The 24,873-nt window shown below is 59.8% G+C and carries 18 protein-coding genes; 8 read left to right on the forward strand and 10 right to left on the reverse strand.

Annotation, left to right across the window (positions count from 1 at the left end; translation table 11 throughout):
- Positions 1-2 precede the first annotated feature (2 nt).
- The 5 genes from ASD60_RS26995 to ASD60_RS27015 form a co-directional block, all read right to left on the reverse strand.
- Positions 3-1,115: a GlxA family transcriptional regulator gene (locus ASD60_RS26995; protein ID WP_056856942.1), complete on the reverse strand. Its 1,113-nt coding sequence runs from the start codon at positions 1,113-1,115 to the stop codon at positions 3-5.
- A 108-nt stretch (positions 1,116-1,223) separates the two neighbouring features.
- Entirely contained in the window at positions 1,224-2,624 is a 1,401-nt protein-coding gene (gene gabP, locus ASD60_RS27000) for a GABA permease (RefSeq protein WP_056856943.1), read from the reverse strand.
- A gap of 449 nt (positions 2,625-3,073) precedes the next feature.
- Positions 3,074-3,802, reverse strand: coding sequence for an aspartate/glutamate racemase family protein (locus ASD60_RS27005; RefSeq protein WP_056856944.1), 729 nt, complete (start codon positions 3,800-3,802; stop codon positions 3,074-3,076).
- Positions 3,803-3,858: 56 nt separating this feature from the next.
- Complete coding sequence (locus ASD60_RS27010) at positions 3,859-5,400, reverse strand: NCS1 family nucleobase:cation symporter-1 (protein ID WP_056856945.1); 1,542 nt, start codon at positions 5,398-5,400, stop codon at positions 3,859-3,861.
- A 583-nt stretch (positions 5,401-5,983) separates the two neighbouring features.
- Positions 5,984-6,724: a phosphoadenylyl-sulfate reductase gene (locus tag ASD60_RS27015; RefSeq protein ID WP_056856946.1), complete on the reverse strand. Its 741-nt coding sequence runs from the start codon at positions 6,722-6,724 to the stop codon at positions 5,984-5,986.
- A gap of 172 nt (positions 6,725-6,896) precedes the next feature.
- Between ASD60_RS27015 and thrH the strand changes: the two genes are divergently transcribed.
- Positions 6,897-7,514 (forward strand): bifunctional phosphoserine phosphatase/homoserine phosphotransferase ThrH, encoded by a 618-nt coding sequence (gene thrH / locus ASD60_RS27020; RefSeq protein ID WP_056856947.1) that lies wholly within the window; start codon positions 6,897-6,899, stop codon positions 7,512-7,514.
- A 143-nt stretch (positions 7,515-7,657) separates the two neighbouring features.
- On the opposite strand, the gene pabB is transcribed toward thrH, so the two are convergent.
- From pabB to rloA, 4 genes are all read right to left on the reverse strand, one after another.
- Complete coding sequence (pabB, locus tag ASD60_RS27025; protein WP_056856948.1) at positions 7,658-8,995, reverse strand: aminodeoxychorismate synthase component I; 1,338 nt, start codon at positions 8,993-8,995, stop codon at positions 7,658-7,660.
- Positions 8,996-9,212: 217 nt separating this feature from the next.
- Positions 9,213-10,199: an alpha-L-glutamate ligase-like protein gene (locus ASD60_RS27030; protein ID WP_056856949.1), complete on the reverse strand. Its 987-nt coding sequence runs from the start codon at positions 10,197-10,199 to the stop codon at positions 9,213-9,215.
- Complete coding sequence (rloB, locus tag ASD60_RS27035; RefSeq protein ID WP_056856950.1) at positions 10,199-11,734, reverse strand: osmotic stress tolerance membrane protein RloB; 1,536 nt, start codon at positions 11,732-11,734, stop codon at positions 10,199-10,201. Before rloB ends, ASD60_RS27030 begins: the two co-directional genes overlap by 1 nt.
- A gap of 5 nt (positions 11,735-11,739) precedes the next feature.
- Entirely contained in the window at positions 11,740-12,276 is a 537-nt protein-coding gene (rloA, locus tag ASD60_RS27040) for a retropepsin-like aspartic peptidase RloA (RefSeq protein ID WP_056856951.1), read from the reverse strand.
- Between the two features lie 425 nt (positions 12,277-12,701).
- On the opposite strand from rloA, the gene ASD60_RS27045 reads away from it, so the two are divergent.
- From ASD60_RS27045 to prpD, 6 genes are all read left to right on the forward strand, one after another.
- A complete protein-coding gene (locus tag ASD60_RS27045; RefSeq protein WP_056856952.1) occupies positions 12,702-13,421 on the forward strand; it encodes a GntR family transcriptional regulator in 720 nt (239 codons plus the stop codon).
- Complete coding sequence (prpB, locus tag ASD60_RS27050) at positions 13,418-14,308, forward strand: methylisocitrate lyase (RefSeq protein WP_056856953.1); 891 nt, start codon at positions 13,418-13,420, stop codon at positions 14,306-14,308. The genes ASD60_RS27045 and prpB overlap by 4 nt, the downstream gene beginning before the upstream one ends.
- 145 nt (positions 14,309-14,453) lie before the next feature.
- Entirely contained in the window at positions 14,454-15,581 is a 1,128-nt protein-coding gene (gene prpC, locus ASD60_RS27055; protein WP_056856954.1) for a bifunctional 2-methylcitrate synthase/citrate synthase, read from the forward strand.
- Positions 15,582-15,783: 202 nt separating this feature from the next.
- Complete coding sequence (gene acnD, locus ASD60_RS27060) at positions 15,784-18,378, forward strand: Fe/S-dependent 2-methylisocitrate dehydratase AcnD (protein WP_056856955.1); 2,595 nt, start codon at positions 15,784-15,786, stop codon at positions 18,376-18,378.
- Positions 18,379-18,445: 67 nt separating this feature from the next.
- On the forward strand, positions 18,446-19,636 hold the full coding sequence (gene prpF, locus ASD60_RS27065) for a 2-methylaconitate cis-trans isomerase PrpF (RefSeq protein ID WP_056856956.1): 1,191 nt from the start codon (positions 18,446-18,448) through the stop codon (positions 19,634-19,636).
- A gap of 185 nt (positions 19,637-19,821) precedes the next feature.
- Complete coding sequence (prpD, locus tag ASD60_RS27070; protein WP_056856957.1) at positions 19,822-21,306, forward strand: 2-methylcitrate dehydratase; 1,485 nt, start codon at positions 19,822-19,824, stop codon at positions 21,304-21,306.
- 118 nt (positions 21,307-21,424) lie between these two features.
- Here prpD and ppsR read toward each other — a convergent pair whose 3' ends face one another.
- Positions 21,425-22,243: a posphoenolpyruvate synthetase regulatory kinase/phosphorylase PpsR gene (gene ppsR, locus ASD60_RS27075; protein WP_056856958.1), complete on the reverse strand. Its 819-nt coding sequence runs from the start codon at positions 22,241-22,243 to the stop codon at positions 21,425-21,427.
- A gap of 174 nt (positions 22,244-22,417) precedes the next feature.
- Between ppsR and ppsA the strand changes: the two genes are divergently transcribed.
- Positions 22,418-24,793: a phosphoenolpyruvate synthase gene (ppsA, locus tag ASD60_RS27085; protein ID WP_056856959.1), complete on the forward strand. Its 2,376-nt coding sequence runs from the start codon at positions 22,418-22,420 to the stop codon at positions 24,791-24,793.
- The last annotated feature ends 80 nt before the right edge of the window (positions 24,794-24,873 follow it).

Consider the following 24,873-nt stretch of genomic DNA (forward strand, 5'->3'; position numbering starts at 1 on the left):
AGTCAGCATGATTGCGACAATTGAGAACGATCAATCATTCGAACACTGGCAAAGGTGGATTCGTTTCGTGCCTGGTCGAATGCGGTCAGTGGTTTGGACGATGGCGGCTGCATCGTCTCCCGTGATGGCGGTTTGCGGCTCATGTCGCTAGCGGTACGCTCTTCACTGGGGGGCACACCAAAGTACTCGCGATAGCACTTGGAAAAGTGCGGCGTGGAGACGAAACCGCAGACATACGCCAACTCAATGATCGACATCGATGTTTGCTTGAGCAGTTGCCGCGCCCGAACAAGACGTAACCTCAGGTAGTAGCGTGACGGCGTACAGTGCAGGTATTTCTGAAATAGCCGTTCCAGCTGTCGACGTGATAAAGCCACATATTCTGCAAGATTATCCAGCTCGATCGGCTCTTCGAGATTGGCTTCCATCAACGCTACGATCTCCTGCAGCTTGGGTTGATGAGTGCCCAGCACATGCCTGAGCGGAACGCGCTGGTGGTCTTGTTCGTCGCGTATCCGCTCGTAAACAAACATCTCGGAAATGGCAGCAGATAATTCACGACCATGATCGCGACCGATCAGGTGCAACATCATGTCGAGTGGCGCTGTTCCCCCGGAGCTAGTGAGCCGGTTTCGGTCCAGGGTGAAGAGACTTGCACTGATGCTCACGCGTGGAAAAGCCTCCTGCATGGCGGCCAGAAATTCCCAATGCACGCTGCACTCGTAGCCGTCGAGAAGCCCGGCTTTTGCGAGTGCCCAGCTTCCGGTGCACACGCCACCTAATCGTCTGGATTGACGTGCCAAGGCTTGCAGCCAGGTAACGTGTTCGCGGGTAATCACGCTTTGGATGCCGATACCACCGCACACGATGACCGTGTCCGCGACGCAGGGATTGTTCCATGAAGCATCCGGCGTGATCGACACACCGTCACTGGCCCAGACAGGCGCTCCATCGGAGCTGAATGTATGCCAGCGATACAGCTCTCGCCCCGACAACTGATTGGCCATGCGCAATGGCTCGACCGCGGATGCCAAGGAAATCAGGGTGAATTGATCCAGCAGCAGAAAACCGACGGATTGAGTCGTACCGTCGGGCACGGTGGGCTTCGATGACATCGGGGGCATTTCCTGGCAGGGATCGGTTGCGGTCTGAGCGGCTGGAACGAGTAATACCGCCACGCTTGGCGTGGGCGGTATTACCATTTACGCGTGTACCTTTGTGGTTTATCCCACCGAGGTCACGCTCGCAGCCTGGGCGGGGTGACGCGACGTCAACAGGCCGATAAGGGAAATCGCCAACGCCAGTCCGATGGTTGAACTGACTTCGGTGCGGTGCTCCGGGGTGATCATCATGACGGCCAGCGCTGCGCAGATGAACACAATGACCAGCCAGGTCAGCCATGGAAACAGCCACATGCGAAAGGTCAGCTCGATGTTCTGCCGACGCAACATTCGGCGCATGCGCAGCTGCGACACCGCAATGGCCAGGTACACCAGCAAGGCAATCGCACCGGAGCTGGCGAGCAGAAAGTTGAACAGCCCGGCGGGCATGAAGTAGCTCCACACAGTGATCAATGCGCCCAGCAGGGTGCTGGCAATGACTGCTGCACGCGGCACGCCTTCCGAGGAGGTTGCCTTCAGCGCTTTCGGCGCGTCTCCACGGCGGCCCAGCGAATACAGCATGCGCGAAGCAATGTAGATCGAGGAGTTCATGCAACTGGCCACGGCGATCAGGACCACCACGTCCACCATGAACTTGGCGTGGGGAATGTTCATGATTTCCAGTGCGCGCTGGTAGGAACCTACTTGGGCGAGCTGTGGATCGTTCCAGGGCACCACGGAGATGACGACGAAAATCGATAGCAGGTAAAACACCCCGATGCGCCAGATCACCGAACGCGTGGCCTTGGCAATGTTCTGCGCCGGATTATTGGATTCGGCGGCAGCGATGGTGACCGCCTCGGTCCCAATGAAACTGAACATGATCGTGATGAAGGCACCTACCACCGCCGACAGGCCGTTAGGGGCAAACCCGCCGTGTTCGGCCATCAGGCCGCTCAAGCCGCTGACCTCTCGGTCGGGAACCCAACCCATCAACACGGCAAAACCCACGCCGATGAAACCAATGATCGCCACCACCTTGGCCATGGCAAACCAGAATTCGAATTCGCCGTATTTGGAAACGCTGAACAGATTGGTAATCACTAAAGCAATGATCGACACCAAAGCGAACAACCAGGAATCAATCTGAGGGAACCACTGGTTCAACACGTGGCCTGCGGCCAACGCTTCGATAGGGATCACCAGCACCCAGAACCACCAATACAGCCAACCGATAGTGAAGCCAGCCCAGCGACCTATCGCTTGATCGGCATAAGTGGAGAACGAGCCTGTGTCCGGGTTGGCTACCGCCATTTCGCCGAGCATGCGCATGACCAGAACGACGAGCAGACCGGAGAACAGATAGGCCAGCAGGACTGCCGGGCCAGCCGCTGCAATAGCGTGTCCTGAGCCAACGAATAAACCGGCGCCGATAATCCCGGCGATGGATAGCATTGTTACGTGACGAGGCTTGAAGCCCTGCGCCAATTGGCCATTGGAATCCTTTGAGCTCGGGCTAATCATTGGTTTATTTTTCTCTGCTGATCGACATTTAAGCGTGTTGATAACAGTGACGAACCATCATTCGTCGACTGCTGTGCGCCCATTTAAAGCGGCACCGTTCAAACGCTGCTGTTCTTATCAAACCCATCATCGTGATGTGGTTTTTGAGATGAAAAGACGCGTCACCTTACCCGGCTTGTCCGACGATTCAGTTGCCTGTCCGCGTCGCCTCCTGGCCTGATATCGACACGCGAGGGTTCAGCGTTCATGCCTGGTACCGATAGGTCACGGAATGGCCGGGTGCGATGGCTTCGTTTTGACGAGGATTCTGTCAGGGCAGTGCGCAGGGGGGAGTGTGGTTCAGTGCGGTTTGAGTCAGGCTCAAGACCGAGGTGCTGCCATCGCGGGCAAGCCATGTTCCCACAGATTCAGTGGGAGCCGGGCTTGTCGGCGATGAACGATAACGCGATCTAGCGCATGAACTTCTGCGCCCAGCCAATGATGTTCTTCGGTCGTGGCGTCGCATACGTGCGCACTTTTGACGTCGACAACCGCAAACGCACCAACGACTCGGCAATGGTCACCGCCGCCGTTACGCCATCCACCACCGGCACCCCGGTACGCTGGCGAATCTGCTCGTCGAGCCCGGCCATGCCGCCGCAGCCCAGGCAGATGACTTCCGCTTTGTCCTGAGTCACTGCCAACTCCGCTTGATGCACGATGGCCTCCAGTGCGCGTTGCGGCTCGTGCTCCAGTTCCAGCACCGCCAACCCACTGGCCCGCACCGACGCGCAGCGATCCCCGAGACCCGAGAGTTTCAGGCGATCCTCGATCAGCGGCACCGTGCGATCGAGGGTGGTCACCACCGAGTACGCATGACCGAGAAACATCGCGGTACTCGCCGCGGCATCGGTGATGTCCACCACCGGGACGTTGAGCAGCTCCTGCAAGCCTTCGCGACCGTGTTCGCCGTATCCGGCCTGGATCACCGCATCGAATGGCTGATCGTAGGACATCACCCGGTCCATGACGGCGATGGCGGCCAGGTAGCTTTCGAAATTGCCTTCGATGGAGTCGGCACCGAAGAAAGGCGTCAGGCCAACGATCTCCGTGCCGGGCGCGGCCACCGCCTGGGCAGAGCGGGCGATGGCCTGGGTGATGGATTCGGTGGTGTTGACGTTGACCACGAGAATTCGCATGGGAGCTCCTTATAGCGGGTGGTTTCGCGGCCCGACGCTGGCAGGCCGCGATGGAGTCAGTGGCTGGCGTTGTCGACCGCGATGGCTTCGCCGCTGATGTCGGCGTAGTGCGGTTGGCGTTTGGCGATGATCAGGTAAAGCAACCCTGCAATCGCAGCGCCGATCAGCCAGGAGAATGGCGACACCAAATGAAAGCCCGGTACCAGCGCCAGGACGATGGCGATCAACGCCGCGGGAATGAACGCCGCCACGGCGCGCAAATTGACCCCACGGCTGTAGTAATAAGCGCCGTTCGGGTCCTCGCTGTACAACTGCGGCACGTTGATCCGGCCTTTTCGTAGCAGCCAGTAGTCGACCATGATCACGCCATACAGCGGACCCAGCAGGGCGCCGAGGCCAGAGAGGAAGTACACGATCACCAGCGGGCTGTTATAGAGGTTCCACGGCAGGATCAGCACGGCGATGGCCGCGCTGATGAGGCCGGCACGACGGAACGTCAGGTACTTCGGCGCCAGATTACTGAGCACGAACGCCGGGGCAACGAAGTTGGCCATGATATTCACCGCCACGGTGACGATCAGGAATGCCAGGCAGCCGAGGACCAGGAAGAACGTGTTGGGGATCGAGGCGATAATCTCTGTAGGACTTTCAATGATGTGGCCATTGATCTGAAATTGAGCGCCGCACAGCAGGACAGTAATGGCGGCGAACACCAGAATATTGACCGGCAGGCCCCAGAAATTTCCGACCTTGATGGTTTTGCGACACGGCGACGAACGGGCGAAGTCGCAGAAGTTCAGGATCAGCGTGCCGTAGATCGCCAGCCACAGCGCACCACCGGCAAAGATGTTGCGCCACATCTCGCCACCGCTCAGCGGTTCGCGAATTGACCAGGCGATGGTTGCGTCGGCCTGAACGTACATCCAGCCGGCGAGGGCGGCGACGGTCAGCAGAATCACCGGTCCGGCAAACGCCTCATAGCGCCGCACCATTTCCATGCCGTAGGCGAGGATCGCCAACTGCACGAACCAGATCGCCACGAAGCAGACCCAGCCCAGGGTCGACAGGCCGAGAATCGAGTCGTGGTCGTAGTCGGCGAAGCCGGGGTGGATCGCCGTCAGCAAGACGCGAAAGACCACCGAGGCCAGGTACGTCTGAATGCCGAACCAGGCGATGGCGATGACCGCGCGGATCAACGCAGGAATTTGCGCCCCGTGTATGCCGAAGCTGATCCGGCTGATGACCGGAAACGGCACACCGGTTTTCTGGCCCATGTAGCCAGACAGGTTCATGAAGAAATACACCAGCGCTGCGCCGATCCCCAGGGACAGGAGAATCTGCCAAGCGCCAAGGCCTAACGCATAAAGACCGATAGCAAACGAGTAGTTGGCGATGTTGTGCACGTCGTTGGTCCACAACGCGAAGATGCTGTAGCGACCCCAGCGCCGGCCTTCGGCTTTGGTCGGCGCGAGATCTTTGTTGTGCAGGCGAGGACTGAGCACCACAGAGGAATCAAGGAACTGATCGACAGCGGTTGGTGGGGTGTGGGAGGAGGGCAGATCCAGCGCAAGTTTGTTGTTTGAAAGACTTGTAGGCATTCCGGCAGGCTCCTGATGCTCGACGCCGCGATGACTGTGCATGAGCGCATGGCTCGACAAATCTTCGTCGCGGTGTAGCGAATATCATTGGTTACGGGGCATCTGCAGCCTGTACGGGATAGGGCGCTTCAGGCTTGCGGATCTAAAGTGTGTGTATGTTTTGAATGTATTGTATACAAAACATGCATGCACTTAAGCGAGATCCATGCCAGCCTTACGTTCTATGAACTCCGTTGTTCATTTCGTTTTGTTATGGCTTTTCGCCAAGTCACTGAAAAATCGTCGATATAAATTGACCGTTTGAACAGGTATTTATTTCAGGAAGGGAATTTCTGCGCAGGGCTGACGCCGTCATGCACCAGCAGAAATGTAACTTTAGGGGGCGTTTAAAAGAAAAGTGCACACATAAATGGCACCGATGGTGACATTCGTGTGTACACATTTGTTGAGAGGGTCATGCGTCCTGTAGGAGCGAGCCTGCTCGGGATGAACCCGAGAACGCATCGGGGTATCAGTCACCCCGCGTTATCGTTGACGACCATCGTCGGAACGCCGCCCGGAGCAGGCTCGCTCCTACAGTGGTTTATGTGTTGGATTTGCTGATGATGTTGCCGGCATGCAGCCCGCATTCTTTCTGGGTGGCTTCTTCCCACCACCAGCGGCCTTCGCGCTCGTGCTGGTTCGGCAGCACCGGACGAGTGCAGGGCTCGCAGCCGATACTGATGAAGCCGCGTTCATGCAGGCTGTTGTAGGGCAATTCCAGCATGCGGATGTAACCCCAGATTTCTTCGCTGGACATTTGTGCCAGCGGGTTGAATTTGTACAAGGTGCGTTCCGGGGTGGAGAACGCGGTGTCGATCTCCATCACCGCAACAGCGCTGCGGGTACCGGGGCTCTGGTCGCGACGCTGGCCGGTGGCCCAGGCTTTCACGCCGGAGAGTTTACGACGCAGCGGCTCGATCTTGCGGATGCCACAGCATTCGCCATGACCGTCCTTGTAGAAACTGAACAGGCCTTTTTCTTTCACGAACGGTTCGAGCCTGGTGTAGTCCGGTGACACCAGTTCGATGTCGATCTTGTAGTGCTCGCGCACCTGATCGATGAAACGGTACGTCTCGGGATGCAGGCGGCCGGTGTCGAGGCTGAACACCTTGACGTTCTTGTTCAGCTTCCAGGCCATGTCCACCAGCACCACATCCTCGGCACCGCTGAAAGATATCCACAAGTCATCGCCGAACTCGGCGAACGCGAGTTTCAGGATGTCCTGGGCGGATTTGTTGGCATAGGTCGTGGCGAGTTCCACGACGTCGAACGTTGGGCTCATCAGGGCGGCTTCCTACAGGTCGGTGGCGCTGGGCGCTCTATATGGGGCCGATGGTAACAAAAAGCGGCGTCGGTCGGGGCGTCCTCTGCGTTGCGCGGTGGGGGCGGAATCGCTAGAGTTCGGCAGTCTTTTAGCTCGCTCGACCAATAAACAATACAAATGGGAGTGTCTTGTGGAAATTGCCTGTCTGGATCTTGAAGGTGTGCTGGTTCCGGAAATCTGGATCGCCTTCGCCGAAAAAACCGGGATCGAATCCCTCAGGGCCACCACTCGGGACATTCCCGACTATGACGTGCTGATGAAACAGCGCCTGCGGATTCTCGACGAGCACGGCCTGAAGCTTTCGGATATTCAGGAAGTGATCGCCACCCTCAAGCCGCTGGACGGCGCCATCGAGTTCGTCGATTGGCTGCGCGAACGCTTTCAGGTGGTGATCCTGTCGGACACCTTCTACGAATTCTCCCAACCGCTGATGCGTCAGTTGGGCTTTCCGACCTTGCTCTGCCATCGTCTGATCACCGATGACAGTGGGCGGGTGACGAGCTATCAGTTGCGTCAGAAAGATCCCAAGCGTCAGTCAGTCCTGGCGTTCAAGAGCCTTTACTACCGAGTGATTGCGGCGGGGGATTCCTACAACGACACCACGATGCTGGGCGAAGCGGATGCGGGGATTCTGTTCCACGCGCCGGATAACGTCATTGCAGAGTTCCCGCAGTTCCCGGCGGTGCATACGTTTGAGGAACTGAAGCAGGAGTTCATCAAGGCTTCCAACCGTACCTTGAGTTTGTAAACATCACCTGTGGCGAGGGAGCTTGCTCCCGCTCGGCTGCGCAGCAATCGCAACCCGGTCATGCCTTCTATCTGACTGTGGGCGGTGTCTGGTTTGGGGGTGCTTCGCACCCCAGCGGGAGCAAGCTCCCTCGCCACAAAAGGCTATAGGTTCTGCAGGGTATCGAGCAGGACCTTCACCTTGGTGATCGATTCCTGATACTCGGCCTGCCACTCGGAGTCCGCGACGATTCCGCCACCGCCCCAGCAACACACCTGCCCATCCTTGACCAACAGGCTGCGAATGGCGATGGAACTGTCCATTTCACCGCGCACGTCCAGGTACAGCAAAGAACCGCAATACAGCCCGCGCCGGGTGGGCTCCAGCTCATCGATGATCTGCATCGCACGGATTTTCGGCGCGCCGGTAATCGAACCACCAGGGAAGCTGCCGGCGATCAGGTCCAGCGCATCGCGATCATCCGCCAATTCTCCGGTCACGCTGCTCACCAGGTGATGCACGTTCGGGTAGCTTTCCAGGCTGAACAGTTCCGGCACCGAGACCGAACCGGTGCGGCAGGTGCGGCCCAGGTCGTTGCGCAGCAAATCGACGATCATCAGGTTCTCTGCGCGGTCCTTGGGGCTGGCCAGCAGTTCGGCAGCGTTTGCCGCATCTTCGGCGGGCGTCAGGCCGCGCGGGCGTGTGCCTTTGATGGGGCGGGTTTCGACATGGCCCTTGCTGACTTTGACGAACCGCTCCGGTGACAGGCTGAGCACGGCGCCACCGTCGGGCAGGCTCTGGAACCCGGAAAAGGGTGTCGGGCACGCCAGCCGCAATGCGTTATAGGCCGCCCATGGATCACCCGCGCAAGGCGCGCGAAAACGCTGGGCGAAGTTGACTTGATAGCAGTCGCCGGCCTGGATGTATTGCTCAATACGCTCGATGGCCTGGCGATACTGATCGGCACTCAGATCGGCATTCATCGGCGATTGCAATTTGAATGGCAGGACTGTTTCGCCGGCGGGGTGGCTGAACAGCTGGATCAGGCGCTGACGTTCGCTGTCGGCCAATGTCGGGTGGAACACCAGCTGGCTGGTCATCTGCTGGTGATCGCTGATCAGCGCCCAGTCGTATAAACCGAAACGCGCGTCCGGCAATTGCAGGTCGTCCCGTGCCTGGCTGGGGAGATTCTCCAGATGGCGGCCGAAGTCATAGCTGAGGTAGCCGATCAGGCCACCGGCGAACGGCAGCTCATGGGGAACCTGTGCTTCACCCAGTCGTGTCAGATTGTCGCGAAGGCGTTGCAGGAAATCGCCGCCATTTTCGTCAGGCGAAACCGTGAGTTGTTCCAGCGGCCAGGCGCTGAGCAAGTCGAAGCGGCCACGGTCGGCGTTGGGGCGGCCGCTGTCGAGCAGCACGGCGCCAGGGGCATGACGAATGGCCGCGAAGTACTCGGCGGGGTTGGCGCGATAGGGCAGCGGGTGTACGGAGCAGGTCAGCATGGGCGGGTTGGATCAGCCATCGAGGCGGGGTGGCGATTGTAGTCCCCTCGGGGATTTGCTCCTAGAGGGATGTCGGGGATTGGCAGGTTGAGTGCTTTCGTCGATCGTTCCCACGCTCTGCGTGGGAATGCAGCCCGGGACGCTCCGCGTCCCAAAGCGGACGCAGAGCGTCCATTGAGGCATTCCCACGCAGAGCGTGGGAACGATCAGATCAGGATCAGCCCTCGACCGGCGGAATATGCCCAAACATCTCCTGCACGTACGCCACCCGCTCTTCGACGGTTTCAGTCGCGCCGCGGGCCTTCAACTCTTCCAGTCGTGCCTCGACGGCATGAGTACGCAACGTCAGCCCGCAATCGTTGGCAATCTGAATGTTCAGGCCCGGCCGGGCATTGAGCTCCAGAATCAGCGGGCCCTTTTCCTGGTCCAGCACCATGTCGACACCGATGTAACCCAGCCCACACAATTCATAGCAACCGGCGGCGAGCTTCATGAAACCGTCCCAGTAGGGCAGTTGCACGCCATCCACCGCGTTGGTGGTGTCCGGGTGCTTGGCGATGATGTTGTTCAGCCAGGTGCCGCGCAGGGTCAAGCCGGTGGCGAGGTCGACGCCGACGCCGATGGCACCCTGGTGCAGGTTGGCCTTGCCGCCGGACTGACGGGTCGGCAGGCGCAGCATGGCCATCACCGGGTAACCCATCAGCACGATAATGCGGATATCCGGCACGCCTTCGTAGCTGATGCTCTTGAAAATCTGGTCCGGGATCACCCGGTATTCGATCAGCGCCCGGTCACGGTGGCCACCCAGCGAATACAGACCGGTGAGGATGCTGGAGATATGGTGCTCAAGCTCTTCGTGGGCAACGATCTTGCCCGACACCGTGCGATAGCGACCCTCGAAACGGTCGGCTACCACGATGATGCCATCGCCGCCGGCACCCTGGGCCGGTTTGATCACGAAGTCGTTGCGCCCACCGATGATCTCGCCGAGCTTGTCGATTTCCTTCTCCGTGGAGATCACGCCATACAGTTCCGGCACATGGATGCCGGCGGCGATGGCGCGCTCCTTGGTGATGATCTTGTCATCGACGATCGGGTACAGGCTGCGCTTGTTGTACTTGAGCACGTAGTCGGCGTTACGCCGATTGATGCCCATGATGCCCCGGGCTTCCAGGGCCTTCCAGGTTTTCCAGAAGCCGAACATCAAGCGTCAGCCTTTTTCAGGAAAGCCTTGAAACGCACCAGTTCGGTCAGGCGATACCCGCGATAGCGACCCATCGCCAGCATGAAGCCCACCAGAATCAGCAGGACCGCCGGGAAGGTGAACACGAAGTACACCAGTTCCGGCACGCTCATGATCAGGTGCGCCAGGGAGGCGGCGAACAGGGTGCCGATCGCCACTTTCATGGCATGGCCACCGCCGCGCTCTTCCCAGGTGATCGACAGGCGTTCGATGGTCATGGTCAGAATCACCATCGGGAACAGTGCAACCGAAAGCCCGCGTTCCAGACCGAGTTTGTGGCTGAACAAACTGATGGCTGCGATCAACACCACGACAAAGGTCAGCACTACCGAAAGCCTTGGCAGCATTTGCAGCTTGAGGTGTTCGAGGTAGGAGCGTAGCGACAGCCCCAGCGCCGTGATGATGGTAAACAGCACGATGCCGAAGCCGAGCTGGGTTTCGCGGAAGGCCAGGGCAATCAGCACCGGCGTGAACGTGCCCAGTGTCTGGATGCCGATCAGGTTGCGCAGGACCAGGATCACCAGCACGCCAATCGGGATCATCACCATGATCATGAACGTCTGCTGGGTTTGCAGCGGCAGGCCGTACAGCGAGTATTCGAGGAAGTTGGCGTCGGTGTTTTCATCCGTCAGCTTGGCCAGGCGAATGGCGTTCATTTCGCTGTTGTTCATGCTGAAAGTGACAGTGGCTTTCTTGCCGCCATCGACAGTGATCAGGTTTTCATCGCCGGTCCACCACAGCAGGCGGTCGGTCGGCAGACCCTGTTCGCCGGTCTCCGGGTTGAAATACAGCCAGTCGGTGCCGTTGAAGCTGCGCAACCAGAGTTCCGGTGTCTGTGGTTGGTCGGCCACCAGACGGACGGTGTGGACCTTTTCCACCGGGACGTGGGCGATGGACAACAGCAGTTCGACGATCTTCGCCTTGTGCGCCGGGGTCGGGTCGCCGGCCAGGAGCATCTTGGCGTTGTCGTCGTTGCTGTTGTTGACCCGCTTGATGGCTTCGCTGATGAAGGTCTCGACGTCGGCCGAATGCTGGCGGATCGGCGCGAGCAAGGCTTCGGCAGCGATTTTTTCAGGGCCTTCGATGGCGATGCTGTCGCGGAAGGTCGGGCCTTTGATCTTGGCTTTTTCAGCGGTGTAGCGCTTGGTCAGCACCAAGCGGTAATACAGCGTCTGGTTGCCCTTGGCCCGGCGCGCCGACCAGGTCACCTTGCGGTTGCCGTCAACGCGGTTCACGGCCACGCCGTAGTTGTTGGAGATGAAGCTCTCGTTGAGGCTGACATAGTCACGGCTCAGCGGCGGCACGAACATCTGGATCTTGACCGGGTCCTTGGCACTGGCGACGAACTCGACCTTGGCGTCGATGTTCCACAAGTCGTCGGTGGCGTCCTCGGTGACGGGAATGCCGAGCACGAAGATCTGATAGGCCGTAACTGAAATGCCCAACACCACCAGGATGGCGATCAGCATTTTCAGATGAAGGGTAAGAGAGCGCATTGGAATTACTCTGCGGTATGAGCGTCGGTAGCGCAGGCGGGTTTGCCGGCAGCGTATTTAAGACTGGGGTCGACCAGCGCATCGAAGCGTTTGAGCGCTTCGGAGCCGATCAGGAGCGGGTATTGGAAGGCACTTCGGTCCGTTAGGTTCACTTCGATACTGCGTAAAGCCGAGCCCATGCAGATATCCAGCTCGATCACCGGACGGGCGGTGTACTTCTTGCCTTCTTCAGGATCGTAGTCACCGGCTCGGCGCTTGATCTTGCTGACACGGGCCAGCGGTCGTTCGATCGGGTGTGAATGGGCGGCATCGATGGCCAGGTAGAAGCGCACCCAGGATTCACCGTTGCGCTTGAAGCGCTTGATGTCGCGGGCACTCAGGGAGGCGGTCTTCGCCCCGGTGTCGAGTTTGGCGGCCACTTCCAGGTCGATACCGCCCAGGGAAGCGTACTCATTGAGGCCGTACACAGTCTTTTCCCCCGCCGCGGCAAAACCCGGCAGGCAAAGAATAAAAAGGAGGGTGGAAAAGGGTTTGAGTCTCATAAATCCTGGTGCGCAGCGGGCCGTACTTCGATTCAAGACCCTGGCATTGCTGCGCAAGCTCCTTCGTATGCCTATCAGTGTTTTATGACAGACCGTGCAGATGTGACAAACAAATGCGGGCGGCATTCTAGCACGGTGGTTTGTTGGCGCCAGCGCTGGCCGGTGGCTATAAACAGAGGGCGCCGCATTGTTGATCGTTCCGACGCTCTGCGTGGAAACGCATCCAGTGACGCTCCGCGTCAGGACTCGAGCCCGGCGTCGCTGGGGAACTCGGAGCGTTCCAGGCGGCATTCCTGCGCAGAGCGCAGGAACGATCATAAAACAAAGCGGTTATTAGACGATTGTCGACAATATCTATTTATCCTTTGACTAAGCCCTGCGTATTCGTTAGTTTTTGCGGCATTGGCTTTCAAGGTGTCGACAATATGTTGGATCAACTCGATCCCCCGGTTTCTACCCAAGACGATTCGGAGACGCTTTCCGAGAACGTCTTCCGCCGTATCCAGGCGGCCATCGTCAAGGGCGAAATCGCTCCGGGCAGCAAAATCTCCGAGCCGGAGCTGGCCCGTACCTATGGCATCAGCCGAGGCCCGCTGCGCGAGGCTATCCACCGCCTGGAAGGCCAGCGCCTGCTGGTGCGCGTGCCGCACGTCGGCGCACGGGTGGTGTCGCTCAACCATGCCGAGTTGATCGAGCTTTACGAAATTCGCGAGTCCCTCGAAGGCATGGCCTGTCGTCTGGCGGCCGAGCGCATGAGCGTCGAAGAAATCGACGAGCTGCGTCGCGTCCTCGAAACCCACGAGCGCGATGAGGCATTCCAGGCCGGCCGCGGTTACTACCAGCAGGAAGGCGATTTCGACTTCCACTACCGGATCATCCAGGGCAGCGGCAACCGCACCTTGACGCAAATGCTTTGCGGCGAGCTGTATCAACTGGTGCGTATGTACCGCATCCAGTTTTCCACCACGCCCAATCGCCCGCACCAGGCCTTTGCCGAACACCACCGAATTCTCGATGCCATCGCCGACCGTGACGGTGAGCTGGCCGAGTTGTTGATGCGCCGCCACATCGGCGCCTCCAAACGCAACATCGCCCGTCATTACCAGGACGGCGTTAACCCGACAGCCAAACGAGGTGAGTCATGAGTTCCAACAAGAGCACTCCAGGCCAGCGTTTCCGCGATGCGGTCGCCAGCGAGCATCCATTGCAAGTGGTCGGCGCCATCAATGCCAACCACGCGTTGCTGGCCAAGCGCGCCGGTTTCAAGGCGATCTACCTCTCCGGTGGCGGGGTGGCTGCTGGCTCCCTCGGTGTTCCGGACCTGGGCATCACCGGCCTGGATGACGTGCTGACCGACGTGCGCCGCATCACGGATGTCTGCGACTTGCCGCTGCTGGTGGACGTGGACACCGGTTTCGGTTCCTCGGCCTTCAACGTCGCCCGTACCGTGAAGTCGATGATCAAGTTCGGCGCGGCGGCGATTCACATCGAAGACCAGGTCGGCGCCAAGCGTTGTGGTCACCGTCCTAATAAAGAGATCGTGAGCCAGCAGGAAATGGTTGACCGTATCAAAGCCGCCGTCGATGCCCGCACCGATGACAGCTTTGTGATCATGGCCCGAACCGACGCCCTGGCGGTGGAAGGCCTGGAGTCTGCCCTGGATCGCGCCGCCGCGTGCATCGAGGCCGGTGCCGACATGGTCTTCCCGGAAGCCATCACTGAACTTGAGATGTACAAGTTGTTCGCCAACCGCGTGAAAGCACCGATCCTGGCCAACATCACCGAATTCGGCGCGACACCGCTGTACACCACCGAACAACTGGCCGCTGCCGACGTTTCGCTGGTGCTGTACCCGCTGTCGGCTTTCCGTGCCATGAACAAGGCGGCAGAAAACGTCTACACCGCGATCCGCCGCGACGGCACGCAACAGAACGTCATCGACACCATGCAGACTCGCATGGAGCTTTACGATCGCATCGACTACCACACCTTCGAGCAGAAGCTCGATGCGTTGTTTGCGGCGAAGAAGTAAAGAACGCCCTGTAGGAGCGAAGCTTGCTCGCGATGGACGCCAATGTTGACGCGGGAAGCCTGATACCCCGCATCGCGAGCAGGCTCGCTCCTACAGGAAGCGAGATAAGTTTTCTCTGACAAATTCAAGAATATTGGAGACAGAAATGGCCGAAGCAAAAGTACTCAGTGGCGCCGGGCTCCGTGGCCAGGTTGCCGGGCAAACCGCACTGTCCACCGTGGGCCAGTCGGGTGCCGGTCTGACCTATCGTGGTTATGACGTTCGTGAACTGGCGGCTGACGCACAGTTCGAAGAAGTCGCTTACCTGCTGCTGTACGGCGAACTGCCGAATAAGGCGCAGCTGAGCGCCTACATCGCCAAGCTGAGCAAGCTGCGCGACCTGCCGCAAGCGCTGAAAGAAGTGCTCGAGCGCATCCCCGCCGACGCCCACCCGATGGACGTGATGCGTACCGGTTGCTCGTTCCTGGGCAACCTCGAGCCGGAGAACAATTTCTCCGAGCAACACGACAAGACCGACCGACTGCTGGCGGCATTCCCGGCGATCATGACCTACTGGTATCGCTTCAGCCACGAAGGCAAGCGCATCGATTGCGTGAGCGACGAACAGTCCATCGGCGGCCACTTCCTGCACCTGCTGCACGGCAAGAAGCCAAGCGAGCTGCACGTCAAGGTGATGAACGTTTCGCTGATCCTCTACGCCGAGCACGAGTTCAACGCCTCGACCTTCACCGCACGGGTTTGCGCCTCCACCTTGTCGGACCTGTATTCGTGCATTACCGCGGCCATCGGTTCGCTACGCGGCCCGCTGCACGGCGGTGCCAACGAAGCGGCGATGGAAATGATCGAGCGCTTCTCGTCGCCGGAAGAGGCGGTCGAGGGCACCCTCGGCATGCTGGCGCGCAAGGACAAGATCATGGGCTTCGGTCACGCGATCTATAAGGACAACGATCCGCGCAACGAGGTGATCAAGGGCTGGTCGAAAAAACTCGCCGACGAAGTGGGCGACAAGGTGTTGTTCCCGGTGTCCGAGGCCATCGACGCCACCATGTGGGAACAGAAGAAGCTGTTCCCGAACGCCGACTTCTACCATGCCTCGGCGTACCACTTCATGGGCATTCCAACCAAGTTGTTCACTCCGATTTTCGTCTGCTCGCGCCTGACCGGCTGGGCGGCCCACGTGTACGAACAACGCGCCAACAACCGCATCATCCGCCCGAGCGCCGAGTACACCGGCGTCGAACAGCGCAAGTTCGTGCCAATCGAACAACGCTGAATGGTGGAGGCTGTTGCAGGGATCTGGATACAGCGTAGATCCCTGTGGGAGCGGGCTTGCCCGCGATGACGGAGTCACATTCGACACATGTGTCGGCTGACCCACCGCAATCGCGGGCAAGCCCGCTCCCACAGTGGATTGTGTTGATTTCGAATCCGGCGCCAGCCCCACCCTTTGTATTTACCGTGACCGAGTCCTGACGATGAACACGAAATTCCGCAAATCGCTGCCCGGCAGCAAACTGGATTACTTCGACGTCCGCGCGGCAGTCGAGGCCATTGCTCCCGGCGCCTACGACACCCTGCCTTACACCTCTCGAGTGCTGGCGGAAAACCTTGTGCGTCGCTGCGATCCGGCCACGCTCACCGAATCGCTCAAGCAATTCATCGAACGCAAGCGCGACCTCGATTTCCCGTGGTTCCCGGCCCGTGTGGTGTGCCACGACATCCTCGGCCAGACCGCCCTGGTCGACCTCGCCGGCCTGCGTGACGCCATCGCCCTGCAAGGCGGCGACCCGGCGCAAGTCAATCCGGTGGTGCCGACGCAACTGATCGTCGACCACTCCCTGGCCGTCGAACGTGGTGGCTTCGATCCAGAGGCGTTCGAGAAGAACCGCGCCATCGAAGACCGTCGCAACGAAGACCGTTTCCACTTCATCAACTGGACCAAGAAGGCGTTCAAGAACGTCGACGTGATCCCGCCGGGCAACGGCATCATGCACCAGATCAACCTGGAGAAAATGTCTCCGGTGATCCAGGTGCGTGACGGCGTTGCGTTCCCTGATACCTGCGTCGGCACTGACAGCCACACCCCGCATGTCGATGCGCTGGGCGTGATCGCCATCGGTGTCGGTGGCCTCGAAGCCGAGAGCGTGATGCTCGGCCGCGCATCGTGGATGCGTCTGCCGGAAAGCGTTGGCGTCGAACTCACGGGCAAACTGCAACCGGGCATCACCGCGACCGATATGGTGCTGGCGCTGACCGAGTTCCTGCGCAAGCAAAAAGTGGTCGGTGCCTGGCTGGAGTTCTTCGGTGAAGGCGCTTCCGCGCTGACCCTCGGCGACCGCGCGACCATCTCCAACATGGCCCCGGAGTACGGCGCCACGGCGGCGATGTTCTACATCGACCAGCAGACCATCGACTACCTCAAACTCACCGGTCGTGAAGACGAGCAGGTGCAGTTGGTCGAGAACTACGCCAAGACCACCGGCCTGTGGGCCGACAGCCTCAAAGGCGCGCAATATGAGCGCGGCCTGACTTTCGACCTGTCCTCAGTGGTGCGCAACATGGCCGGCCCGAGCAACCCGCACGCCCGGGTGGCGGTGTCGGACCTGGCCGCCAAAGGCATCTCCGGTAAATGGGAGGATGTGCCAGGCCAGATGCCGGACGGCGCGGTGATCATCGCCGCCATCACCAGCTGCACCAACACCAGTAACCCGCGCAACGTGATCGCCGCTGGCCTGCTGGCGCGCAACGCCAACAAGCTCGGTTTGACCCGCAAGCCGTGGGTCAAGTCGTCCCTGGCGCCGGGTTCGAAAACCGTGGCCCTGTACCTCGACGAAGCCGGTCTGACCGAGGAGCTGGAACAACTCGGGTTTGGCGTCGTGGCCTTCGCTTGCACCACCTGCAACGGTATGTCCGGTGCACTGGACCCGGTGATCCAGCAAGAGATCATCGATCGCGATCTGTACGCCACGGCAGTGTTGTCCGGCAACCGTAACTTCGACGGTCGGATTCACCCGTACGCCAAGCAGGCATTTCTCGCTTCGCCGCCGTTGGTGGTTGCGTATGCGATTGCCGGCACCATCCGTTTCGACATCGAGAAGGACGTGCTGGGCGTGGTCGACGGCAAGGAAATCCGCCTCAAGGATATCTGGCCGAGCGACGAAGAAATCGACGCCGTGGTGAAAGCCTCGGTGAAGCCGGAACAGTTCCGTCAGGTCTACATCCCGATGTTCGCCATCCACGAAGACACCGGCCCGAAAGTCGCGCCGTTGTACGAGTGGCGCGAAATGAGCACCTACATCCGTCGTCCGCCGTACTGGGAAGGCGCACTGGCCGGCGCGCGTCCGCTCAAGGGCATGCGTCCGCTGGCGGTGCTGCCGGACAACATCACCACCGATCACCTGTCGCCTTCCAACGCCATCATGCTCGACAGCGCCGCCGGCGAATACCTGGCAAAAATGGGCCTGCCGGAGGAGGACTTCAACTCTTACGCAACGCACCGTGGCGACCACCTGACCGCGCAGCGGGCCACGTTCGCCAACCCGAAACTGTTCAACGAAATGGTTGTGGAAAACGGCAAGGTCAAGCAGGGGTCGCTGGCCCGCGTCGAGCCGGAAGGCAAGGTGATGCGCATGTGGGAAGCGATTGAAACCTACATGGATCGCAAGCAGCCGCTGATCATCATTGCCGGTGCCGACTACGGTCAGGGTTCGTCCCGTGACTGGGCGGCGAAGGGCGTGCGCCTGGCCGGTGTCGAAGCGATTGCCGCCGAAGGTTTCGAGCGCATCCACCGCACCAATCTGGTGGGCATGGGCGTGTTGCCGCTGGAGTTCAAGCCTGGCACCAACCGCCACACCCTGGCCATCGACGGCAGCGAAACCTATGACGTGATTGGCGATCGCACGCCACGCGCCGAGCTGACGCTGGTGATCCATCGCAAGAATGGCGAGCGCGTCGATGTGCCGGTGACTTGCCGTCTGGACACCGCCGAAGAAGTGTCGATCTACGAGGCGGGCGGCGTGTTGCAACGCTTCGCCCAGGACTTCCTCGAAGAGTCGGCAGTAGCCGTCTAACACAGGCTGTACCGACACGGGACTTTGAGTCCCGTGTCCGTTTTCAAGCTAAGGAGTAAGCAACACCATGGCTCATGCACCGCAAATCAAGATTCCCGCGACCTACATGCGCGGCGGCACCAGCAAAGGCGTGTTTTTCAGCCTGAAGGATTTGCCTGAAGCGGCCCAGGTTCCAGGCCCGGCCCGCGATGCGTTGCTGCTGCGGGTGATCGGCAGCCCCGACCCGTACGACAAGCAAATCGACGGCATGGGCGGCGCCACCTCCAGCACCAGCAAAACCGTGATCCTGTCGAAAAGCACCAAGGCTGATCACGATGTCGACTACCTGTTCGGTCAAGTCTCCATCGACAAGCCATTCGTGGACTGGAGCGGCAACTGCGGCAACCTGTCGGCAGCGGTCGGTTCGTTCGCGGTCAGCAACGGTCTGGTCGATGCCAGCCGCATTCCGCACAACGGCGTTGCCGTGGTTCGCGTATGGCAGGCCAACATCGGCAAGACCATCATCGCTCATGTGCCGATCACCGATGGTGAAGTGCAGGAAACCGGCGATTTCGAACTCGACGGCGTGACCTTTCCGGCGGCGGAAGTGCAGATCGAATTCCTCGATCCGGCAGCGGACGAAGAGGGCGCTGGCGGTTCGATGTTCCCTACCGGCAACCTGGTGGACGACCTCGAAGTACCCGGTGTAGGTACGTTCAAGGCGACCATGATCAACGCCGGCATCCCGACGATTTTCGTCAACGCCGAAGACATCGGCTACAAGGGCACCGAGCTGCAAGGCGCGATCAACGGTGATCCGAAAGCCTTGCTGATGTTCGAAACCATCCGCGCTTATGGCGCATTGCGCATGGGCCTGATCGCCAACGTCGACGAAGCGGCCAAGCGGCAGCACACGCCGAAAGTGGCCTTCGTGGCCAAGCCGGCGGACTATGTTTCGTCCAGCGGCAAAGCGATTGCGGCAGGCGATGTCGATCTGTTGGTGCGTGCGCTGTCCATGGGCAAACTGCACCACGCAATGATGGGCACGGCGGCAGTCGCCATTGGCACGGCGGCAGCGATTACCGGCACCCTGGTTAACCTCGCGGCGGGCGGTATCGAACGCAACGCGGTGCGCTTCGGTCATCCGTCGGGCACCTTGCGTGTCGGCGCCGAAGCCAGCCAGGTCAACGGTGAATGGACGGTGAACAAAGCGATCATGAGCCGCAGTGCGCGGGTGTTGATGGAAGGGTTTGTCCGTATTCCCGGCGATTCGTTCTAACTCACACATACCCTGTAGGAGCCGAGCTTGCTCGCGATGAGGCCATAACATTCAACATCAGTGTTGCCTGATGCACCGCTATCGCGAGCAAGCTTGGCTCCTACAGAGGTTCACGTTTCGACAAAAAGAAAAGTCAGCCCTGAACCGACGTCCCATCAACGAACCACCGCTAGAGTGAATCGAACATGAGTGCCAACGTCGACCTGAACAACCGCCCTGAGTACGACAAGGTCCTGCAGGACATTGCCGATTACGTTCTCGACTACAAGATCGAATCCGAAGAAGCGCTGGATACCGCCCGCAACTGCCTGATCGACACCTTGGGTTGCGGTCTGCTGGCCTTGCGTTTTCCCGAGTGCACCAAGCATCTGGGGCCTGTGGTTGAAGGCACCGTCGTGCCGTTCGGTGCCCGTGTGCCGGGCACCAGTTATCGGCTCGATCCGGTGAAGGCGGCGTGGGATATCGGCTGCATCGTGCGCTGGCTCGATTACAACGACACCTGGCTTGCGGCGGAATGGGGGCATCCGTCGGACAACCTCGGCGGGATTCTTGCGGTGGCTGACCATTTATCACAAAAGCGCCTGGCCAATGGCGAAGCGCCGCTGACCGTACGCACTGTGCTTGAATCGATGATCCTGGCCCACGAGATTCAAGGCGTAATCGCCCTGGAAAACTCATTCAACCGTGTCGGTCTCGATCACGTCATTCTGGTGAAAGTCGCCTCCACCGCGGTCACCGCCAAATTGATGGGGGCCAATCGCGAACAGTTGTTGTCGGCGTTGTCACACGCCTTTGCCGACGGCCAGGCACTGCGTACCTACCGGCATGCGCCGAATGCCGGTTCGCGTAAATCCTGGGCGGCGGGTGATGCGTCGAGTCGCGGCGTACGCCTGGCAGACATGGCGATGCGCGGCGAGATGGGCATTCCAGGCGTCCTGAGTGCCAGGCAGTGGGGTTTTTACGACGTTTTGTTCAGCCACACCAATAGCGATCTGGCGCTCAAGCCTGAGGAAAAACGGGCCTTCAGTTTCTCGCGGGCGTACGGCAGTTATGTGATGGAAAACGTGTTGTTCAAGATCAGTTTCCCCGCCGAGTTCCATGCGCAAACGGCGTGTGAAGCAGCCGTCACCTTGCATCCGCAGGTGCGCAATCGCCTGCACGAAATCGACAGGATCGTGATCACCACCCAGGAATCGGCGATTCGCATCATTTCCAAGGTCGGCCCGCTGGCCAACGCCGCTGACCGCGATCATTGCATCCAGTACATGACCGCTGTGCCGTTGGCCTTCGGCAAGCTGGTGGCCGAGTATTACGAAGACGATTTCCACAAGGCACATCCGATCATCGATGTGTTGCGCGACAAGATGGTGATCGTTGAGGAACCGCGTTTCACCCGTGAATACCTGGAGGCCGACAAGCGCTCCATTGCCAACGCGGTCCAGGTGTTTTTCAAGGATGGTTCAAGCACGGAGAACGTCGTGGTGGAGTACCCGATCGGCCATCGTCGGCGCCGGGTCGAAGGCATTCCGTTGCTGGAGGACAAGTTCAGGGCGAACTTGCTGACACGGTTCAGCGGGCAGCGCAGTGAAGAGATTTTTCAGTTGTGCAAGGAACAGGCGCGGCTTGAGGCGACGCCCGTCAATCGGTTTGTGGATTTGTTTGTGATCTAGGAGGCCGCGTTATCGTTCAATCGCCAGCAGGCTGGCTCCCACAGTGTTTTTGTGTTCACCGCAGTACCAATGTGGGAGCCAGCCAGCTGGCGATGAGGCCGGAGCAGGCAACCGAGAGTTACTTGAACCGCCGCTCGACGCCTTTCTCCACGAGAATCTTCGCGGAGATTTCTTCCACCGAAAAATGCGTGGAATTGATGTGCGGGATGTTCTCGCGGCGAAACAGGTTTTCCACTTCGCGTACTTCGAACTCGCACTGAGCGTAGCTCGAATAACGGCTGTTGGGCTTGCGCTCGTTGCGGATGGCGGTGAGGCGGTCCGGGTCGATGGTCAGGCCGAACAGCTTGTGTTGGTGGGCGCGCAGGGCGGACGGCAGTTGCAGGCGCTCCATGTCGTCTTCGGTCAGCGGGTAGTTGGCCGCGCGGATGCCGAATTGCATCGCCATGTACAGGCACGTCGGCGTCTTACCACATCGCGACACGCCCACTAGTATCAGGTCGGCCTTGTCGTAATAGTGCGTGCGGGCGCCGTCGTCGTTGTCGAGGGCGAAGTTAACGGCCTCGATACGCTCCATGTAATTGGTGTTGGCGCCGATGGAGTGGGACTTGCCCACGGTGTAGGAAGAATGCTCGGTCAGTTCCTGTTCAAGCGGCGCCAGGAACGTCGAGAAAATGTCGATCATGAAACCATTGGAAGTCGCGAGGATCTCACGAATGTCCTGATTGACGATGGTGTCGAAGATAATCGGACGAAAGCCGTCGGTTTCGGCGGCTTTGTTGATTTGTTGTACCATGGCCCGCGCTTTGTCCACGTTGTCGATGTACGGCCGCGTGACTTTGCTGAAGGTAATGTTTTCGAACTGCGCCAGGAGGCTCTGGCCGAGGGTTTCGGCGGTAATGCCCGTGCCATCGGAGATAAAGAAAGCAGATCGTTTCATTTGCACCTTGGGCCTTAAGCTAGTGACGAATCTTGGATATGATAGGCGCGATTTGCCGGCCACCGTTGGCCCGCATTCTCACTTATTTTCCAGGTCCAGGCCATATAGCCGGCAAATGCTCACTTAAGCAGCCGGTTTCTGAGCTTTTCCAACACAGTTAGTGGAGAGATCACCTTGGTAGAGTACGTAGTTTCCCTCGATAAGCTCGGCGTCCATGATGTAGAGCATGTGGGGGGCAAGAACGCATCCCTGGGCGAGATGATCAGCAACCTTGCTGGTGCCGGCGTATCGGTGCCCGGTGGCTTCGCCACGACCGCTCAGGCATATCGTGATTTCCTGGAACTGAGCGGCCTGAACCAGCAGATTCATGATGCGCTCGATGCCCTGGACGTCGACGACGTGAACGCCCTGGCCAAGACCGGCGCCCAGATCCGTCAATGGATCATGGAAGCCGAATTCCCTGAGAAGCTGAACGCCGAAATCCGCACCGCGTTCGCCACGCTGTCCGCCGGCAACCCTGACATGGCCGTGGCCGTGCGTTCTTCGGCTACCGCCGAAGACTTGCCGGACGCGTCCTTCGCCGGCCAGCAGGAAACCTTCCTGAACATCCGTGGTGTCGAAAACGTCATTCGCGCCGCCAAAGAGGTGTTCGCTTCGCTGTTCAACGACCGTGCCATTTCCTACCGCGTACACCAGGGCTTCGACCACAAACTGGTCGCCCTGTCGGCCGGCGTGCAGCGCATGGTCCGCTCGGAAACCGGCACCGCCGGCGTGATGTTCACCCTCGATACCGAGTCAGGCTTCCGTGACGTGGTCTTCATCACCGGCGCCTACGGCCTGGGTGAAACCGTGGTGCAAGGCGCAGTGAACCCGGATGAGTTCTACGTTCACAAAGGCACGCTGGCCGCCGGTCGTCCGGCGATCCTGCGCCGCAACCTGGGCAGCAAGGCCATCAAGATGATCTACGGCGACGAGGCCAAGGCCGGTCGTTCGGTCAAGACCGTCGATGTCGACAAGGCTGACCGCGCACGTTTCTGCCTGACCGACGCTGAAGTCAGCGAGCTGGCCAAGCAAGCGATGATCATCGAGAAGCACTACCAGTGCCCGATGGACATCGAATGGGCCAAGGATGGTGACGACGGCAAGCTGTACATCGTGCAGGCCCGTCCGGAAACCGTGAAGAGCCGCACCCAGGCCAACGTCATGGAGCGTTACCTGCTGAAAGAAACCGGCACCGTGCTGGTTGAGGGCCGTGCCATCGGTCAGCGCATCGGCGCCGGCAAGGTCCGCATCATCAAGGACGTGTCCGAGATGGACAAGGTCCAGCCAGGCGACGTACTGGTGTCCGACATGACCGACCCGGACTGGGAACCGGTCATGAAGCGCGCCAGCGCCATCGTCACCAACCGTGGCGGCCGTACCTGCCACGCGGCGATCATCGCCCGTGAGCTGGGCATCCCGGCCGTGGTGGGTTGCGGCAACGCCACCCAGCTGTTGAAAGACGGCCAGGGCGTAACCGTTTCCTGCGCGGAAGGCGATACCGGCTTCATCTTCGAAGGCGAACTGGGCTTCGACATCAAGAAAAACTCCGTGGACGCCATGCCGGAGCTGCCGTTCAAGATCATGATGAACGTCGGCAACCCTGACCGCGCCTTCGACTTCGCACAACTGCCGAACGCCGGTGTAGGCCTGGCCCGCCTGGAGTTCATCATCAACCGCATGATCGGCGTGCACCCCAAGGCACTGCTGAATTACGACGGCCTGCCTGCAGACATCAAGGAAAGCGTCGACAAGCGTATCGCTGGCTACAACGATCCGGTCGGCTTCTACGTCGAGAAACTGGTCGAAGGCATCAGCACACTGGCCGCTGCGTTCTATCCAAAGAAAGTCATCGTGCGTCTCTCGGACTTCAAGTCCAACGAATACGCCAACCTGATCGGCGGCAAGCTCTACGAGCCTGAAGAAGAGAACCCGATGCTGGGCTTCCGTGGCGCCTCGCGTTACATCAGCGAATCGTTCCGTGACTGCTTCGAACTCGAATGCCGCGCTCTCAAGCGTGTGCGCAACGAGATGGGCCTGACCAACGTCGAGATCATGGTGCCGTTCGTCCGCACCCTGGGCGAAGCGAGCCAGGTGGTTGACCTGCTGGCGGAAAACGGCTTGGCCCGTGGCGACAACGGTCTGCGCGTGATCATGATGTGCGAGTTGCCGTCCAACGCCATCCTGGCTGAAGAATTCCTTGAATTCTTCGACGGTTTCTCCATCGGCTCCAACGACCTGACCCAGCTGACCCTGGGCCTGGACCGTGACTCCGGGATCATCGCGCACTTGTTCGACGAGCGTAACCCTGCGGTCAAGAAGCTGCTGGCCAATGCCATTGCTGCGTGCAACAAGGCCGGCAAATACATCGGCATCTGCGGTCAGGGGCCTTCGGACCATCCAGACCTGGCCAAGTGGCTGATGGAGCAGGGTATTGAAAGCGTTTCGTTGAACCCGGACTCCGTGCTGGAAACCTGGTTCTTCCTGGCGGAAGGTCAAGCTTCGGCCTGATCCTGTGTAAACGGACCGCTCACTGTAGGAGCAGGGCTTGCCCGCGATGGCGTCTTCAAAATCGCCATCGTCAGCAAGCT

It is taken from the genome of Pseudomonas sp. Root562 (genome assembly GCF_001427125.1).
In the GTDB taxonomy this organism is placed as follows: Bacteria; Pseudomonadota; Gammaproteobacteria; order Pseudomonadales; family Pseudomonadaceae; genus Aquipseudomonas.

Coding starts and splice junctions, on each gene's coding strand:
- prpB (WP_056856953.1), top strand. CDS start 13,418: ATGAGTTCCAACAAGAGCACTCCAGGCCAGCGTTTCCGCGATGCGGTC.
- prpF (WP_056856956.1), top strand. CDS start 18,446: ATGGCTCATGCACCGCAAATCAAGATTCCCGCGACCTACATGCGCGGC.
- prpC (WP_056856954.1), top strand. CDS start 14,454: ATGGCCGAAGCAAAAGTACTCAGTGGCGCCGGGCTCCGTGGCCAGGTT.
- rloB (WP_056856950.1), bottom strand. CDS start 11,734: ATGCGCTCTCTTACCCTTCATCTGAAAATGCTGATCGCCATCCTGGTG.
- ASD60_RS27030 (WP_056856949.1), bottom strand. CDS start 10,199: ATGTTCGGCTTCTGGAAAACCTGGAAGGCCCTGGAAGCCCGGGGCATC.
- prpD (WP_056856957.1), top strand. CDS start 19,822: ATGAGTGCCAACGTCGACCTGAACAACCGCCCTGAGTACGACAAGGTC.
- pabB (WP_056856948.1), bottom strand. CDS start 8,995: ATGCTGACCTGCTCCGTACACCCGCTGCCCTATCGCGCCAACCCCGCC.
- acnD (WP_056856955.1), top strand. CDS start 15,784: ATGAACACGAAATTCCGCAAATCGCTGCCCGGCAGCAAACTGGATTAC.
- rloA (WP_056856951.1), bottom strand. CDS start 12,276: ATGAGACTCAAACCCTTTTCCACCCTCCTTTTTATTCTTTGCCTGCCG.
- ASD60_RS26995 (WP_056856942.1), bottom strand. CDS start 1,115: ATGTCATCGAAGCCCACCGTGCCCGACGGTACGACTCAATCCGTCGGT.
- ASD60_RS27005 (WP_056856944.1), bottom strand. CDS start 3,802: ATGCGAATTCTCGTGGTCAACGTCAACACCACCGAATCCATCACCCAG.
- gabP (WP_056856943.1), bottom strand. CDS start 2,624: ATGATTAGCCCGAGCTCAAAGGATTCCAATGGCCAATTGGCGCAGGGC.
- ASD60_RS27010 (WP_056856945.1), bottom strand. CDS start 5,400: ATGCCTACAAGTCTTTCAAACAACAAACTTGCGCTGGATCTGCCCTCC.
- ASD60_RS27015 (WP_056856946.1), bottom strand. CDS start 6,724: ATGAGCCCAACGTTCGACGTCGTGGAACTCGCCACGACCTATGCCAAC.
- ASD60_RS27045 (WP_056856952.1), top strand. CDS start 12,702: ATGTTGGATCAACTCGATCCCCCGGTTTCTACCCAAGACGATTCGGAG.
- ppsR (WP_056856958.1), bottom strand. CDS start 22,243: ATGAAACGATCTGCTTTCTTTATCTCCGATGGCACGGGCATTACCGCC.